General features: G+C 39.3%; 15 protein-coding genes. 8 read left to right on the top strand and 7 right to left on the bottom strand.

Annotated elements, in window-relative coordinates; translation table 11 throughout:
* Nucleotides 1-29: 29 nt before the first annotated feature.
* Nucleotides 30-899 (bottom strand): 50S ribosomal protein L11 methyltransferase, encoded by an 870-nt coding sequence (locus N5852_RS10455; protein WP_262097737.1) that lies wholly within the window; start codon nt 897-899, stop codon nt 30-32.
* A 4-nt stretch (nt 900-903) separates the two neighbouring features.
* A complete protein-coding gene (locus tag N5852_RS10450; RefSeq protein ID WP_262097736.1) occupies nt 904-1,476 on the bottom strand; it encodes an SCO family protein in 573 nt (190 codons plus the stop codon).
* 195 nt (nt 1,477-1,671) lie between these two features.
* On the opposite strand from N5852_RS10450, the gene N5852_RS10445 reads away from it, so the two are divergent.
* The 3 genes from N5852_RS10445 to N5852_RS10435 all read left to right on the top strand — a co-directional run bounded on the left by N5852_RS10445 (nt 1,672) and on the right by N5852_RS10435 (nt 5,352).
* Nucleotides 1,672-2,328 (top strand): DapH/DapD/GlmU-related protein, encoded by a 657-nt coding sequence (locus N5852_RS10445; protein WP_262097735.1) that lies wholly within the window; start codon nt 1,672-1,674, stop codon nt 2,326-2,328.
* 319 nt (nt 2,329-2,647) lie between these two features.
* Nucleotides 2,648-4,360, top strand: coding sequence for a thiamine pyrophosphate-dependent enzyme (locus tag N5852_RS10440; RefSeq protein WP_262097734.1), 1,713 nt, complete (start codon nt 2,648-2,650; stop codon nt 4,358-4,360).
* A gap of 203 nt (nt 4,361-4,563) precedes the next feature.
* Nucleotides 4,564-5,352, top strand: a complete 789-nt coding sequence (locus tag N5852_RS10435) for a MerR family transcriptional regulator (protein ID WP_262097733.1) — start codon at nt 4,564-4,566, stop codon at nt 5,350-5,352.
* 14 nt (nt 5,353-5,366) lie between these two features.
* On the opposite strand, the gene N5852_RS10430 is transcribed toward N5852_RS10435, so the two are convergent.
* Entirely contained in the window at nt 5,367-5,867 is a 501-nt protein-coding gene (locus N5852_RS10430) for a dihydrofolate reductase (RefSeq protein ID WP_262097732.1), read from the bottom strand.
* Nucleotides 5,868-5,882: 15 nt separating this feature from the next.
* A complete protein-coding gene (locus tag N5852_RS10425) occupies nt 5,883-6,677 on the bottom strand; it encodes a thymidylate synthase (protein ID WP_262097731.1) in 795 nt (264 codons plus the stop codon).
* A 370-nt stretch (nt 6,678-7,047) separates the two neighbouring features.
* Here N5852_RS10425 and N5852_RS10420 point away from each other — a divergent pair, with 370 nt between their 5' ends.
* From N5852_RS10420 to N5852_RS10405, 4 genes are all read left to right on the top strand, one after another.
* The gene (locus tag N5852_RS10420; RefSeq protein ID WP_262097730.1) at nt 7,048-8,001 is read left to right on the top strand and encodes a choline ABC transporter substrate-binding protein; all 954 of its coding nucleotides are present in this window, start codon (nt 7,048-7,050) and stop codon (nt 7,999-8,001) included.
* 606 nt (nt 8,002-8,607) lie between these two features.
* Nucleotides 8,608-9,399: an ABC transporter permease gene (locus N5852_RS10415; RefSeq protein WP_262099745.1), complete on the top strand. Its 792-nt coding sequence runs from the start codon at nt 8,608-8,610 to the stop codon at nt 9,397-9,399.
* A 30-nt stretch (nt 9,400-9,429) separates the two neighbouring features.
* Entirely contained in the window at nt 9,430-10,461 is a 1,032-nt protein-coding gene (locus tag N5852_RS10410; protein ID WP_262097729.1) for a quaternary amine ABC transporter ATP-binding protein, read from the top strand.
* A gap of 649 nt (nt 10,462-11,110) precedes the next feature.
* On the top strand, nt 11,111-11,434 hold the full coding sequence (locus tag N5852_RS10405) for an ArsR/SmtB family transcription factor (RefSeq protein ID WP_262097728.1): 324 nt from the start codon (nt 11,111-11,113) through the stop codon (nt 11,432-11,434).
* 149 nt (nt 11,435-11,583) lie between these two features.
* Here N5852_RS10405 and N5852_RS10400 read toward each other — a convergent pair whose 3' ends face one another.
* Together N5852_RS10400 and serB are read right to left on the bottom strand one after the other, a co-directional pair.
* Nucleotides 11,584-12,126 carry a GNAT family N-acetyltransferase gene (locus N5852_RS10400; protein ID WP_262097727.1) on the bottom strand — a complete coding sequence of 181 codons (543 nt, stop codon included), beginning with the start codon at nt 12,124-12,126 and terminating at the stop codon, nt 11,584-11,586.
* A gap of 80 nt (nt 12,127-12,206) precedes the next feature.
* Complete coding sequence (gene serB, locus N5852_RS10395; protein WP_262097726.1) at nt 12,207-13,106, bottom strand: phosphoserine phosphatase SerB; 900 nt, start codon at nt 13,104-13,106, stop codon at nt 12,207-12,209.
* On the opposite strand from serB, the gene miaA reads away from it, so the two are divergent.
* On the top strand, nt 13,105-14,052 hold the full coding sequence (gene miaA / locus N5852_RS10390; protein ID WP_262097725.1) for a tRNA (adenosine(37)-N6)-dimethylallyltransferase MiaA: 948 nt from the start codon (nt 13,105-13,107) through the stop codon (nt 14,050-14,052). The genes serB and miaA overlap by 2 nt on opposite strands.
* Before the next feature lie 348 nt (nt 14,053-14,400).
* Here the strand turns inward: miaA and N5852_RS10385 are convergent, their stop codons facing one another.
* Nucleotides 14,401-17,421, bottom strand: a complete 3,021-nt coding sequence (locus N5852_RS10385) for an autotransporter outer membrane beta-barrel domain-containing protein (protein ID WP_262097724.1) — start codon at nt 17,419-17,421, stop codon at nt 14,401-14,403.
* Nucleotides 17,422-17,482: the final 61 nt, after the last annotated feature.

The following is a 17,482-nucleotide window of genomic DNA, read 5'->3' as shown; positions in this document are numbered from 1 at the left end:
CGCTTGGATTAATTGCTATTTGATTTCATTTATCGCTTTAAATGTAGTGTTACCCAACCATTACGGTGAAAGGTTGATTGGTGATAAAGTCCTTGCGCACGATAAGCTGCAAGAACACGGTCGCGTTGGCTATCCAAAATACCCGATAATATGATTGAGCCATTGGGTTTTAACGCCCGTGCCATGCGCGGCGCTAGCATCATCAACGGCCGAGCAAGAATATTAGCTACAATTAAATCAAATGGCGCACGCATCAATAATTCACGATGGTGAAAACCAGCAGCTGTTACCGCATCAATGCGCGATGCAACGCCATTTAATTTAATATTTTCCTTAGCAACTTTGGTCGCAATCGGATCAATATCACTGGCGACAATGCTAACGGGGTAAAGCTTAGCCATGCCAATGGCTAACACACCACTGCCTGTACCAAGGTCAAGAATATTTTGTGGATGCTCATTGCGCATCACCATGCCAATCATTTCAAGGCAACCAGCTGTTGTGCCGTGATGACCGGTACCAAATGCTTGGCCTGCATCAATTTCAATGGAAATATCATTGGCGGCAATTTTTTCCCGATCATGGCTACCATGCACAAAAAAGCGGCCAGCACGTACAGGTTTTAACCCTTCAAGGCTGTGTTGAACCCAATCGATCTCAGGTAAAACTTCAACAGTAATGCTGCTATCATCAATATTTAAAATATTGGCAAAGCGCGTGCGCATATCCTCAAGGTCATCATTTTCACAATAAAGCGAAACCTCAAAAATTTCTTCATCTTCATTAATTTCTGCAATAGAAACTGGTAAACCATCTTCTTCAAAAGCTGGCTCAAGCTTGGCATAGATTGCCTCGGCATCGGATTTTGTATGGGTTATAAATAGGCGTATCTGTGACAAAATATTAGTTTCCTGCGCTTTGCGCCAATTCTTTTAACCATTCTACAGCAACCTCCTTATCTTGCTGGTAAGGAATAGTGGTGCGAACGCGCCCACCTTTTCTAAGCAAGATAACCGCAGCAGTGTGGTCATAAGTATAATCACCATCATTGCCCGGTACTTTTTCAGCCACAATATTAAAACTCTTTATGGCTGCATGTACCTTTTGCGGATCGCCAGATATGCCAATAATACGATCAGAAAAATTGGAAATATAATCATGCATAACTTGTGGCGTATCACGCTCTGGGTCAACGGTAAAGAACCAAACTTTAATTTTATCCGCATCAGGTCCTAAAGCCTCCAACCATTCGGTAATATCCAAAAGTGTTGTTGGGCAAACATCGGGGCACATCGTATAGCCAAAAAATACGGCTGATGGTTGCGCACGAATATCATCTTGCGTAACCATCTTACCATTGGAATCGGTAAGGCTAAAATCATCACCAAAGGGTTTGGGTTTGGTAAAATGCGCCCAAGCAAATATTGCCACAAAAAATAGGGCAGTAATTATAGCAAATTTGGTTAGTGCTTTCATTGAGTAACCTAGTTATAATTGCGGCAAACCGATGCTTAATTTTAATACTGTAATTTGCTTTTTAACAAATCAATTTAAAAAACGTCATCAATTTATGGATGAAAAGGCTCTGTTTGCCTGTTAGAGTAATTTAAAATAACTATAAGCATGCATTGATTGCTATTCAACCAGTTTTAAAAGATAAAAAGTCGCACTATGAAAGATATCGGAGCAGATAAAGGGACTGAAACGGCTGATTTACGGTTTCAAGATAAGGCCCCGCGTATTCACTCAACCGCGCGGCTAAAGGGCACAAAACTTGGCCCCTATAGTGAAATTGGCGAGCGTGTGCAGCTCACGGATGTAAATCTTGGTGCTTTTAGCTACTTTGAACGCAATGGCGAGGCGATTTATGCCGATATTGGTAAATTTTGTTCGATCGCTGCTAATGTGCGGATTAATGCTCTTGAGCACCCGATGGAGCGATTAAGTACCCACAAATTTAGCTATCGCCCCAATGAATATTTTCGTTTTTTACCGCTCGATAGTGAATTTCGTGCACGGCGGCAAAATAAAAGAGTGTCAATTGGCCATGATGTATGGATTGGTCATGGCGCGGTGATTATGCCAGATATCAAAATTGGTCATGGTGCGGTGATTGGTGCCAATGCTGTTGTAACCAAAGATGTTGGGGACTATGAAATTGTGGTTGGAGTACCAGCAAAAAACATCAAAATGCGTTTTTCAAAGCCGATAGTTGAATCTTTACTTGCACTTCAATGGTGGGATTGGCCATTAGAAAAGCTTTATGAAGCAATTCCTGATATGCAAAATATGGCTATTGAAGATTTTATCTCAAAATGGCAACCATAATATTGTAAAATATTTGCCGTAAATAAAACAAAATTGTAAATTTTTGAAATGACAGTATTTCCATTCTCATATTGCTTGAAATATTGCATTTTTGTTGCAAGGTTTTCACAGTGACGTGATAATCTATTTTTACTGTTTCCTTTTTTTAAATTTGTAGCACTCTATGGCCACGATATGCTTGTGGAGCATATCACCATTTAGAGCGCATTTCGATCTGGTTGGATCAGATCGGCGCTCTGATGCATTGTTTACATCGCGTTTTTTGTCCGAAAACCGCTTCACACTTTTCGGAAAACGCTCTAATTAAGGAGATTGCATTATGTCCCAGAGAGTTGCAGATATCGTTGTAAAAACACTGGAAGATGCAGGCGTGCGGCGGTGCTATGGTATTGTTGGCGATACCCTAAACTATGTGACAACCGCGATTTCAAAAAGCAAAATCAGCTGGGTGCATATGCGCCATGAAGAAGCTGGAGCTTTTGCTGCTGGTGCTGATGCTTATCTTACTGGTGAAATTGCTGCTTGCGCTGGTTCTTGCGGGCCAGGTTCCTTGCATTTTATTAATGGTATTTTTGAAGCAAATCGCAATCGTGCACCAATGGTATTGATTGCCAGTCAATTGGCAAGTGGAACTTTAGGCACAGCCTATCCACAAGAAGTGGACTTTCGCGCGCTTTATTCTCATTGCTCGGTATTTTGTGAGCAGGTATTAAATCCAGAAGATGCCCAGCGCATCACAGCGCAAGCCTGCCAAGCAGCTATTGCTAAAAAAGGTGTGGCGGTTATCATTTTGCCATCAGATATATCTGAGGCTTTTATTAAAAATGAAACGCAATTTAAAACCTATCGTACCAATCCAGTTATTCGCCCAAGTGATAGCGAGCTTTCTGAAGTTGCAAGTCTTTTGGCCAAGGGTAAAAAAATTGGTATTTTTGTTGGCGCAGGTGTAAAGGGCGCTCATGATGAAGTGATTGCACTTGCCAAAAAATTAAAAAGTCCAATCGGTCATTCAACCCGCGCTAAGGATTTTATCGAATATGATAATCCCTATGATATTGGTATGACAGGTATGCTAGGTGGCAAGCCTTGCTTTACCATGATGGAAGAATGTGACACACTCTTATTGCTTGGTACAGATTTTGCTTTTAGCCAGTTTTACCCAAATAAAGCAACTTTAATTCAGATTGATGAAGATGCATCTCGTCTTGGGCATCGTCATCCTGTCGAGCTTGGTTTGGTAGGCGATATTAAAGCCAGCGTTGAAGCATTATTACCAATAGTTGTAGAAAAATCCGACACTAATTTCCTTGACCATTGTTTGAAAATAAATGAAGAGCATAAAAAAGAACAGGAAAAAGAGGTACAAGAAGCAAAATCAATTATTCATCCTCAGCATCTAGTTTCCCTTATTAGCGAACATGCCGATGATGATGCGGTAGCTGTAGCAGATTGCGGCACTGCTATGGTTTGGGTTCTTCGTCATTTTAAAACCAACGGTAAACGGCGCACTTTATCCAGCCTATTACACGGTTCAATGGCAAATGCTATGCCACAGGCACTAGGCATTAAAAAAGCCTATCCCGATCGCCAAGTCATTTCCATTTCTGGTGATGGCGGTCTTTCAATGCTTATGGGTGAATTATTGACGGCGGTGCAAGAAAAAATCAATGTCAAAATTGTTGTCCTCAATAATGCTTCCCTTAACTTTGTTGAACTTGAGCAAAAGGCTGAATCGCTGGTTAATGAATATACGGATTTAAAAAATCCAGATTTTGCTAAAATGGCAGAAGTTATTGGTTTTGGTGCTTGGCGCGTTGAAAAGCCAGAGCAACTTGAAAATGCCATAAAAGAATTTTTAGCCTATGATGGGCCTGCGCTTCTTGACGTTTTAACCAGTGGCTATGAATTGGTTATGCCACCAGAAGTTACCGTTAGTGAAGTTAAAAACATGGCGCTTTATGGTGTAAAAGCCGTTTTGAAAGGACGCGTAAAAGAAGTTAAAGATCTTCTAGTTGATAATTTTGTTCGCTAATAGTTAGAATAAAATTCTAGCTTAAAAATGGATTTAAAAACACCTTTTCATTTTATGAAAGGGTGTTTTTTTATGCTTGACTCTCACCTTACGTGATCATTTACAAAAGCTTATGCAATGAAAAACAGCGATTAAAGCAAGCTTATGCCAAAATATAATCCAAATTGGTTTCGTTAGCTTTATTACTTATCTAAGGACTTTTTATGAAAAAAGTAAAAAGGGATTGTGCGCTTTATAGTGTTAAAAAAATTAGCCAATTATCTGGGGTGTCGATACGGACGTTACATTATTATGATGCCTTTGGCTTGTTAAAGCCTTGCCATGTGGGAGCTAATGGTTATCGGTTCTATTCCCAATATGAATTAGTGCGTTTGCAACAAATTATAATTTATCGACAAATGGATCTCAGCCTTGCAACCATTAAACAGCTTTTAGATGGCAATAACCAAGTTGAACTATTGCAAGGGCAAAAGAAGTTACTGGTTGAAAAAATAGCATCTTTTCAAAAAATGCTTCAATCCGTTCACGCAACGATTGAAACATTAGAAGGAGATAAAAAGTTGAAAATAAAAGATTTATATTCTGGTTATATCGAGCCTGATAAACAAGCTGAATATGAAAGCCAATTGATTGAACATTACGGCAAAGAGGCTACAAAAATTATAAAGAATTCTATGCCAGAAAATAACAACGGCGAGATTTTTAATCAAGAAACAATGCAAGAATTACAGTTTATTGAAGCGGCGCTAGCAAATAGTTTTACAAATAAACAAAAGCCTGATGCCGCAAATGTTCAAAAACTAATTTCTCAGCATTGGACGTGGGTCTTAAGACAATGGCGTTGTGAGGCGCCTTATGATGCCTATCTTGCACTGGCCGATAGTTATGAAAATCATCCTGATTTTATTGCTCGTTATGAAGCAATTGCTAGCGGGTTTACAGTGTTTTTTACAACTGCAATTCGCCATTTTGTTCATGCTCAATCAAAGTAGTTTAAAAAGCTTAACTATCGCTCAAAAATGGTAAAGCGGGTAGGGTGGCTGTCTTTTTCGCCTGCTGCAATATCAAATGTTTCAATAGTTTGCCAATTGCTTAAATCTGGTAGTTCAAAAAACGTGTCGCCATCAATAGTGCTTAATATTTCAGTCAAATAAATGCGGGTGACAAAAGGCATAGCAATTTTAAAAATTTCGCCGCCGCCAATGACAAAAATTTCATTAATATCACTAGCTTTTGCCGCTTTAATTGCAAGGGCTTTAGCGTCATCAAAATTGGTGACGGCAGTTGCACCAATTGCGTTAAAATTTGCATCACGGCTAATAACAATATTTTCCCGCCCCGGTAAGGGGCGACCAATCGATTCCCAAGTTTTACGCCCCATAATGATTGGTTTGCCAAGGGTATGAGTTTTAAAACGCTTTAAATCGGTTGATAGCCGCCATGGCATATCATTATCACGACCAATAATACCATTTTGCGCAACTGCTACAATAATACTAACATCCATGATTTAATAACCTTTTTAAACCGCAATTGGCGCCTTGATTGTTGGTTGGGCAATATAATCTTCCAACGTGAAATCTTCAAATTGGAAGGCAAATATATCATGGATATTTTTATTGATATGCATTTTTGGCAAAGCGGTTGGTGTGCGGCTTAATTGCTCTTTGGCTTGGTCAAAATGGTTGGAATAAAGATGGGCATCACCAAAACTATGGATAAATTCCCCCAGTTGAAGCCCCGTTACCTGGGCAATCATCATGGTAAGCAAAGCATAGGACGCAATATTAAAGGGAACGCCAAGAAATATATCAGCCGAGCGTTGATAAAGCTTGCAAGAAAGACGGCCATTTGCGACATAAAATTGAAATAAGCAATGGCAAGGCGGCAAGGCCATTTCGTCGACGAGAGCAGGGTTCCAAGCTGAAACAATTAACCGGCGAGAATCTGGATTGGTCTTGATCATATGGATAAGATTGCTAATCTGGTCTATATGGCGGCCATCGGGTGCTGGCCATGAACGCCATTGGTAGCCGTAAACCGGACCAAGATCACCATTTTCATCAGCCCATTCATCCCAAATAGAAACGCGATTTTCTTTAAGCCAGGCAATATTGGTATCGCCTTTTAAAAACCATAAAAGCTCATAAATTATTGATCTTAAATGCAGCTTTTTGGTTGTGAGAAGGGGAAAGCCCTTATTCAAATCAAAGCGCATTTGATAGCCAAAGACTGAGCGTGTGCCCGTTCCCGTGCGGTCCGATTTATCCGTGCCTGTATTGATGACATGGGAAAGAAGATCAAGATAAGTTTGCATAAAGTCATTTACTCTAATTTATAAGATTTTCGAACTTTATATATTCTCATACGATTCTGCTACCGCTGAAAAAATGAAACCAATAAAATTTAAAAGAAATTCAAATTTACTATCGATATTTTAAGCGATAATAAGGTCTAGCTGATGTAATGATATTATTTAAAAATTTGTCGAATGTTTAACATCAAAATTTCATATGTAGGAATGAACTGATTTTTGTGCTAAAGGAAATAAAATCTTAAAAGACGGCTTATATTACCTGAGGCATATTTTTTGATGTTTTGTGTGTTGGCTATTCTATATCTTCTTTTGAAGAAGCTTGATAATCTATATAGATTTGCAGCAACTTAAAATAAGGAAAGCAAGGCTTATGAACTTATTAAAATTATTCGGTGTTGCGCTTACCTGCTGCCTAATGACACCAAGTTTGACCTCTTTATCATTGGCTGAAGAGCCCGAGGCGTGTAAAACTGTGCGCTTTGCTGAGCCAGGCTGGACCGATATTTCTGCGACAACAGCAATAACAACGAATATATTAGAAAAGCTTGGCTATAAAACCAAGACGACGTTTTTATCCGTGCCTATAACTTATGCCGCACTTTCACGAGGTGATATTGATGTTTTTTTAGGCTATTGGTCGCCATCAATGATAGCGAATTTGAAGCCTTACGCTGATGATGGTAGCGTAGAAACGGTTAGGGTGAATCTTACCGGTGCAAAATATACCCTTGCAGTGCCACAATTTGCTTATGATGCTGGATTGAAAAGCTTTGATGACATTGCCAAGTTTGGCAAGGATGTTAATTTTACAATTTATGGTATTGAACCAGGTAATGATGGTAATAGCATTATTATTTCTATGTTGAAAAATCATGCTTATGGCCTTGATAACTTTAAAATTCTTGAGTCATCAGAGCAAGCAATGCTGGCTAAAGTACAAGGCGATATTGCTAAAAAGAAGCCGATCATTTTTTTAGCTTGGGAACCGCATCCCATGAATACGCGTTTTGATATTGCCTATTTAAATGGCGGTGACGAGTATTTTGGACCAGATTTTGGCGGTGCAACTGTGAGCACGAATGTTCGCAAAAATTATGTTAGCGAATGCCCAAATGTAGGAAAGTTTTTGACTAATCTTGAATTTTCGCTTGATATGGAAAATAAGATTATGGAAGACATTTTGGAAAAACGTATGAAACCGGAAGTCGCAGCTGCAAATTGGCTTAAAAATAATCCTGATATAGTTGATAAATGGCTTGATGGGGTCACTACATTTGATGGCAAAGAAAGCCTTGATTTGGTGAGGGATGCGATTACCAAATAATCTGCTGCGCTAATAAAAACTATCACATTTGAGCTTATTTTGATGTTCCCAATATGGGGCTCTTATCAGCATGATTTAATGTCCAATTAACTATTATGTTGCTTAAAGTTTTGAAAAACGAAATTTGCTGTATATAAGCCACACTATAATATATAAAAATCTCGTGAATAGGCAATAACTATCACGGGAAATTGCCTGCTCGTAGAAATGGAGAGACCATTGGACTATTCTAGCGCCGAAAAAAACCCAATTTTTGGTTTTTTTGAAATGGTTTTGGCATGGGTGCAAAAAATATTTGCGATCAAACTACCTATTGGTGATTATTGCGAGTGGTTATTTGACTGGTTTAAAAATAGTTTCCGCTTTGCCCTTGATTATTTTAGTACAAGTCTTGATACCGTATTGCAATGGACCTTGGAGTTTTTGTTAGCTCCTCCTTTACTCCTTTTATTCATTATGCTTTTTGCTTGGGCAGTTGAAAAATATTGGCGTTGTCGGATCGTGCTTATCGGCGGGTTGATAGCGCTTGCAATCATTGATAGTTTTTTTCCTCTGTTCCACAATGCAATCCTTATCGCCGGTTTTTGCGTCGTTCTTTTGTTTTACATGATAACCAGCGTCAATTTATTAAAGCAGTTACCGCGTTTACTGATGGCGGCAATTATTGTGGCGCTTACTATTGTTACACGACTGATCAATATGGATTTTTGGCCACCCGAAGCGACATTAATATTAATTTTTGCTCTTTTGGGTTGGTTTATGCAAGAGCGTATTAATGTTGTTATTTTAGTTTTTATTGGTCTGCTTTTCATCATTAATCAAGGCTATTGGGAAGACACAATGAAAACACTTTCCATTGTTTTCTGGTCTTGCTTTATATGTATGCTTATTGGTGTTTCTATCGGCATTTATGCGGCGCATCATCGTCATTTTTATCGTTTTATCCAACCGATTTTAGATCTTATGCAAACCATACCGTCACTCGTTTACCTTATACCAGCATTAGTGTTTTTTGGCGTTGGCATGGTACCGGGTATGATTGCAACGATCATTTTTGTTATACCAGCACCCATCCGTCTTACCGAAATTGGTATTAGAACCACCCCGCATATATTGCTTGAGGCTGGCCGCGCCTTTGGGGCCAGCCCTTGGCAATTATTGTGGAAGGTTGAACTGCCATTTGCGTTGCCGCAAATTCGCGTTGCCATGACCCAGACTATTATGTTGTCCTTATCTATGGTGGTTATTGCCACTTATGTCGGTGGCGGCGGTCTTGGCGAAGCAGTTGTTAGGGCGCTTAGCACTATTAATATATCATTGGGATTTGAAGCTGGTTTGGTGATTGTTGTTATTGCTGTTTTGCTTGACCGTATGTTCCGTCCTGGCAAAACACGCTGACGCAAAAATCACAGTGAAAGGTAAATTGAAATGGCCCGCGTTATAATTGACAATGTGTCGGTGGTTTTTGGTAAAAATAAGCAACAAGCTATGGCTTTAGCCGATGAAGGCGCCAATAGAAGCGAGGTTGAAGGGGCGACAAAAGCGATATTAGGGGTTCATGATTGTAATCTTACGATCGAACAAGGTGAAATTTTGGTTTTAATGGGCCTGTCAGGTTCAGGAAAATCTACCTTGTTGCGTACAATAAACGGTCTTATTACACCAGCTCGCGGCCAAGTCATTGTAGAAGATGATGATAATAACTACGATGTTGCAAAATTAAAAAAGCGTGAATTACAATTTTTACGCACCAAGCTTGTTTCTATGGTATTTCAACAATTCGGTTTGCTACCATGGAGAAGTGTTGCCGACAATGTTGGACTTGGCTTAGAAATAGCCAAAATACCAAGACAAACCCGTGCTGATTTGGTAAGAGAGCAACTTGCCCTTGTTGGTCTTGAAGAGTGGGCAGATCACCCGATTAGCGCCCTGTCTGGTGGTATGCAACAAAGAGTAGGTCTTGCACGGGCTTTTTCGACTGGCGCACCGATTCTTTTAATGGATGAGCCTTTTTCAGCTCTGGATCCGCTTATTCGCAACCATTTGCAAGATCAGTTAAAAGAAATCCAACGACGCTTAAATAAAGCAATTATTTTTGTCAGTCATGACCTAAATGAAGCTATGCGGATCGGTACGCGTATCGCTATTATGCGAGATGCGCGCATTGTCCAATATGGTACTCCACAAGAGATTGTACTCTCGCCAATTGATAGTCATGTTGCGGAATTTGTGCAACATATTAATCCGCTTACTTTTTTGACCGCCCGCGATATTATGCTACCTTTCAACCGTGAAACAGCACGTGTTCGTGTTTCTGCTATGGCTAAAGCGACTACGCCGCTTTGTGAGCTAATCAATGCCCTTGTAAAAAGCCCTGGTGAAATTGGAATCGTTGAAAAGGGACAAATAATTGGCAGTGTATCCAACAAAGAAATTCTCTCACACCTTGCTAGGCAATAAGCTTTTCACCAATTATTAACAGGAAATGTATAATAATAGCCAAAATTTATAAGCTGGCTAACAATGAGAGAATGGTAAGTCCTTTGGGCTTTGCTTTCTTGTTAAATAAAACTGCTTTTGTATTCCTTGTTGGACAAGAATCTTTTGACAGTGAATTTGTTGAAAAATATTGAATTTATTATGTTTTTTTTATATCTTTAGCAGTATTATTTTTTTATTTTGGTAAAAATTTGGCCATTAGTGTTGCAATTTATGGATTATATATCTTGGCACATTTTATGTTTATACTGGGCTAAAATGTCATATTTAAAGTTAAAAATTTAGATATAATTAAATAAGAATGCCTTTTTAATCAAAAAATATAAAATAGATGTCGGTAATTGATAAACTTCATTTGACAATAATACTCGAATTAAATATCAATAACATTGGTTAATGTTTTTTATCGGGGCAATAAGAATAGCTTATCGAGAAAGCTATTAAAAAACATTGGCTAAAACTGGCTAGCGGTGGGGTGTGTTTTTAACACATAAGCCTTTATTATCAATTCACTTGGTTTAGTCATTTGAATTGGGGGCTAGTTATCTTGATGGGGTGTCTATGCTTATCATAGCCATTCACTGAAACATTCTTCTTGATGGATAACTGAATGACAAACAAACTTGCATATAAAAATTTGGTATTGAATACAGATAAGGCCAGTGGCCTTTTGACGGCAATGGCCAATGAAAAACGACTACAAATATTGTGTGAATTATCAGATGCTGAGCTTTCAGTTGGAATGCTTGCAGAAAAAGTTGATTTAAGTCAATCGGCTCTTTCACAGCACTTAGCTAAATTACGTGCTCTAAAGCTCGTTACAACACGACGTGATGCACAAACGATTTATTATTCTGTTGCTTCACCAATGATAACACCAGTATTGACTACATTGGAAACAATGTTTGCACGCAAGCCATCTGCTAAAATTTAGTACTTCGTTACAAATGTAGATTTTTTGGCTTTCGTTTTTCTCAGTGTAAACGATAACAATATTGCCTTGCGGATCTTTTTGCTGGGCAATATTTTTGCTTTATATAAGAGGATCAATTTTATCCTCTGGACTTTCAAAAGATACAAATTTTATAGCTTATTTTGCTTCTCTATTTCGAAGGTGCGGTGCAGCTTTAAACGGGGATGGCTGTCTGGGACCTTTGGGTGCATAAAGCGCTTTTGCAACGATTCTTGCATGCCTAATTTTTGCATCAACTTTAGTGAAGGCTGATTAGTAGCGGCGGTAAATGCAATAATTGTATTAATATTAAGATTGATAAAGCCTTGCTTTATCATGTAGTGCGCCGCCTCAAATGCGAAGCCTTGTCTTTGAAATTCAGGCAGAATTCGCCACATGATTTCCACAGTATTATTGGGAAAAAAATCTGGTAAATTGACATGTATTAAGCCACACATACCAATGATTTTTCCACTAGATTTTTGTTGCAGCGCCTTAATGCCAATTCCTGTTGTTAAATCAGGTTTCAATATTGCTGTAAATTTTTCAAACGCCTCTTGATGGTTTAGGCGGTGAGGAAAAAACTCCATGACCTTTTCATCATTGTTTAAGCGATAAAAGGCTGTAAAGTCTTCTCCTTCCCAATCCTTAATAAACAGCTGTTTTGTTTGCATTAAAAAAATAACTCACTTGCAATAAAAAATAGCTAATAATGTTTAATTCCACTCACGACATTTGTTGTATTTTCTCAGCATCACACTTTAAAATCAGCCATGCGATAGCCCTGAATATATAAAAGCGCGGTTAAATCGCTATAATCGATCCGCATGGAAGCAGCTTCTGCAACAACTGGTTTTGCATGCAGCGCCACACCAGAACCCGCCGCTTGCAGCATGGCAAGATCATTGGCGCCATCGCCGACAGCCATTGCTTCAAGCGGCGTAATGTGCAGACGACCGCAAATTTCCAATAATTTATCAAGTTTTGCTTGCTTGCCTAAAATAGGTTCTTGTACGATACCAACAAGATTTTCGCCATCATGCAATAATTCATTGGAATTATGCTCATTAAAGCCAATCCGTTCACCAATAACTGAGGTAAATAACGTAAAGCCGCCTGATACCAAAGCTGTATAAGCGCCATTTGCTTTCATGGTCTGCACCAACTCACGCCCACCGGCCATTAAGCTGATCCGTTCATTAATAACCTTGTTAATAATCGAAAGTGGTAGGCCTTTTAATAAGGCTACACGCTCGCGCAATGCAGGCTCGAAAGCAATCTCGCCATTCATTGCACGTTTTGTAATGTTGGAAACAAGATCACGAAGTCCTGCCTCTTCTGCAAGTTCATCAATACATTCCTGTTCGATCATGGTAGAGTCCATATCAGCAAGAAGTAGTTTTTTGCGGCGTTTTTCAAGCTTTTGAACAACCACATCAATTGGTTCACCATCAAGACTTTCAAATAAAGTTTGATAGGCTTCCTCTTGCGATATGCCTTGCTTTAATGGCATATCAAGAGCAATATCATCCGCAAGCCAATAAATAGCACTTGCATTCAGACATTGTGCGGCTTTATCCGCCAATGCAGGTGTTAAAACCGGATCAACTGGGTTGGCAATGAGCGTAGCAATAAGAGGTTCACTATTAGGCATGAATCAGAACTCCGCGAACACGCAAAAAAACAATGTTATTTTGATAGCTGGTCCAACAGCAAGCGGCAAGTCACAATTAGCAATTGATCTTGCTTTAACCCATAATGGTGTCATCATTAACACAGATTCCATGCAGATTTATGATGTTTTAAATCTTTTGTCTGCTCGTCCATCGGCGAGCGAACTTGCGCAAGCAATGCACTATCTTTATGGCCATATTTCACCTCGGCTCTTTTTTTCTACAGGTCATTGGTTGGAAAATGTCCAAGAGTTGTTAAAACAAGGTGACATTGCCAATAAAACTCTTATTTTTGTTGGTGGTACTGGGCTTTATTTTCGCGCACTTACTGGTGGTGTTGCACAAATGCCCGAAATACCACATAAAATTCGTGAAAAATGGCGTGAGGCTTTGATCGAAAAAGGTGGTCCTCATTTATATGAAATTTTAAGCGTCAAAGATCCAGCAACCGCAGAGCGTCTTAATCCAAATGATGGGCAGCGGATAGCAAGAGCTTTGGAAATAATAGAGGCTACCCAAAAATCTATAACGTGGTGGCAAGCGCAAAAAACACAACCTTTAATTAATGCCGAAAATGCAGTTAAAATTGTGTTGGCGCCAGAGCGGCAAAGCAATAAAAATCGCATTAGTCTGCGCCTTGATCAAATGGTCAAATTGGGTGCGCTAGAAGAGGTTGAAGCACTTTTGCAACTTGATTTAGCGCCATCTATGCCCGCGATGAAAGCCATTGGTGTGCGTGAATTTTCTTCTCATTTAAGTGGGAAAACGTCATTGAATGAAGCGTTAGAGCGAGCGAAAATTGAAACTTATCAATATGCCAAACGTCAAATGACATGGTTTCGTAACCAGTTTAAAGAAGATTGGCAACATTTCGATAGTGGAGACAAGGCCTTTATTCATCTCAAAAATTACCGCATGATCGGATAAACAAAATTTACTTGAAAAATCCACTATCAATAAGGTGATGACACGTCCTTATATATTAGACTTAACTGGAATTTAATGGCAAATATTTTATTGCTATTCTAAATATATCAGTCAAAGCTTTCGCAGGTATCTTATATCATATTTTCGCACTATTGGTTCGTAATAGGGTGCGTTTATCTATTGGAATTATGGCATCGATGATGGTTCAATTGATTATATTTTTAAGGGTAGAACTCAAAAATATAATCAATATGGGTGGATATTTTTTAATAAGTAAGATTATAGGACTATTGGTTTCTTAAAGGTGATTTACATAGATTGCATTTCAACAAACGAGTTTTTATCGCTTTAAAAGTCATATTTTAGTTTTATGCCACCACTAATGCCGCGTCGCTCACCAATAAAGCCCTGACTAACGAATTCAATGGTAAAGTCTTTATTATGGTGTAGTGGCTGCCAGTTAAGTCCTAATTCGAAAATACCGGTGCTACCTTTAAGGTTTGGCCTATCTAGCTGCAACTTATAGGCTGTTGCTGCAATTTGTCCCTTAAATTCATATTCATAGGCAGCACCAACAAATGGCTGGAATTGTTGGCTATAGTAATAATTATAGCGGCCTCCAACACGTAAGCGAGAAGATTCTGCCTTTTCAAAATTTAAATCATCTTTGCCAATTTTTACTTCATCACCTTTTAGTTTTGACCAGCTATATCGACTATAAATATCAAGGCTATTTTTTTCATCAAAGTTAAAAATATAACCCGTTGCAATATGAGCGCTTTGATATTTAGAACGGCTGTTATAAGTACCGCGATAGCCTTCGCCATCAAAAATATCATTAGTATCAAAGTCGTATTTTAGAGTGCCGGCGCGCCATGAGCCTTCAATATAAAACCCATCCGCAGCATTGATATCAAGCTTTGAAACGCGGTTTAAACCAGTATTGGCCAAATCTAAGCGGAATAAAATACCACCACCATTATAATTGATATTTCCATCACCATGAACGGCATTATAATTGCTAAAATAATTATAGCTATCATAGCTTGCTTTGCCATATTCATAAAAGCCGCCAATGGTAAGTAGGCTAGTATTTTTAAACTCATATCCTGTTGCAACGCCTATCGCTGCATTAACACCATCAATATCAACATGTGAACCGGTTTTGTATCGGCTGGAACCACCATTGATAATTGCAAAAGGTATGAGGCTAGTTGGGCGCCCGCTTTCAGCTGCTTGACGGATAGCCGAGCGTGCGGCGCGTATACCATAATCAGCAATAAGATCATTGCCTTGATTTAAAAATGCCATTGCTGCGATGCGGCCTTCCGAAAAAGCCTTAGTGCGCGGATTAATATGCCCTGCGGGCTTTGGCAAAGTAACTTCAGGCTTTGTGGTCTCTTCTGTGGTGCTGGTGCCACCAGTATCAGTTCCGCCAGTATCTGTGCCGCCAGTGTCAGTTCCGCCAGTGTCTGTGCCACCGGTGTCTGTACCTCCAGTTTCGGTGCCACCGGTATCAGTTCCACCAGTATCTGTGCCTCCGGTATCGGTTCCGCCAGTGTCAGTGCCACCGGTATCGGTTCCGCCAGTATCTGTACCACCACTATCTGAATTTTCATCTTTAATTCTTAGGACAAATTTATTATTTTCATCGACTGTTACTTCAACATCATAGATAAGAAAGAGCCCTTGTTCTATTTGAGTGGGAACGGTATTTGGCGTTCCTGTCGCATTGCTGATCAATGTAACTTCATCACCAACATTAAGGCGATTACCATCATTTTCCATAGCAATGGTGTGATTGGTCCCATTAAGGTCTACATTAGTCTGGCTGGTAATATTGATAATGGTGTCGTTATTGACAACATTTTTGGGTAAAATCCAGTTATAATTCTCAATATTATAAATGCCCCAAACATTGCCGCGATAGCCATTAAGATTTAATGTGTTACCTGTAAAAAAGTCAGAGGTTGTATTTGAGCGATTACCAAAGCCACCAAAAATTCGGCCCGTAATGTTAAGATTTTCACCATTAAGTGTTATTGTATTATTTGTTGCATTGCCTGAAAAGCCGCTCATGGCATTGCTATAACCACCATAAACATCGCCTTTGATATTAACGTTTCCAGATAATTCAACATTGTTATTTGTAATATTGCTGCCCGTTGTCGTTGTAGGGGTACTAGAATTGAGGCTAGTGGTCCCCATGCCACCGTAAACGCTGCCGGTTACCGTCGTATCACCAGATATAGAAACTTTGTTACTTGCAACCTGTGTTGATGTACCATTATAGGCATAGTTGTAAGAATTACCCCCATAAACAGATCCCGAGATGGTATTCTGCCCGCTAATCAAAACTTCATTATTGGTGACTTGTCCAGCAACTGTACCATAGCTACGGCCACCCACGACATCAGCTAAAATAACCGCATTTGTTCCGTTAAGGGTTACCGTGTTGTTGGTTGAATCGCCACCTAATCCACGTGTGGCTTCACTATATCCCCCATAAACGCTCTTATTGAGTTGTGCATTGCCGGTTATAGTAATGGTGTTATTATTAGTATTGCCCGATGCGCCAGCTGTATTTTGGCTAAGCCCACCATAAACAAAGCTTGTAATAACTGCATTATCCGAAATGGTTACTTTATTGTTTAGTGCATTGTTCGCTATACCATTTTGCGTGGTATTCCCACCACCTGCAACAATACCACTAATTTTTGCATTGCCCGAAATTGTTACTTCATTACTTGAGGTCTCACCAGTGGAGACATAAAAGGTCGAGCTATAACCACCATATACATCACCGCCAATTATCGCGGAGTGAGATATAATCACCTTATTTTCATTGGCAAATCCAGCATTTTTCCCAAATGTATACCCACCATAAACGCCTCGGCTTATTTGCGCGTTGTCGCTTATAGTAACAATATTGCCAGTTGCATTGCCGCTATTACCAGTTCTCAAATAGCTATAACCACCATAAACTGACCCTGCTTTACCGGTGCCAGAAATAGTGACACTATTATTGGTAACATCATAACCCGTACCAGATGTTAAATAGCTAATACCGCCATAAATATATCCTGGTGTTTCATAGCTGCCATCGGTGGTTAAATCACTTACAGTTACTGTGTTGCCAATAAGATTGGTGGTCGTGCCGTTGCCTGAGTAAAGACTACGGCCAAGATTAGCGCCGGTCGGATCTGTTCGTAATATTGATTTATCAGTGCCATCATAAACCACATCTTCTGCATAAGTTGAGGTTAGTATGGTAGTATTTAAAAAAAACGATGTTATTCCAAAAATTAATAATTTAGTAATTGGTGTATTAATCAACAATGGTTGATTTTTAAAGACATATTTCGACATTAAAGGAGACCCAACCGCAGATTCCAGCTTATATTTCGCTTGAACCTATTATATTTTTATA

Source organism: Bartonella sp. HY328 (assembly GCF_025449335.1).
Taxonomy (GTDB): domain Bacteria; phylum Pseudomonadota; class Alphaproteobacteria; order Rhizobiales; family Rhizobiaceae; genus HY038.
This window is presented reverse-complemented; position numbering and strand designations above follow the sequence as displayed.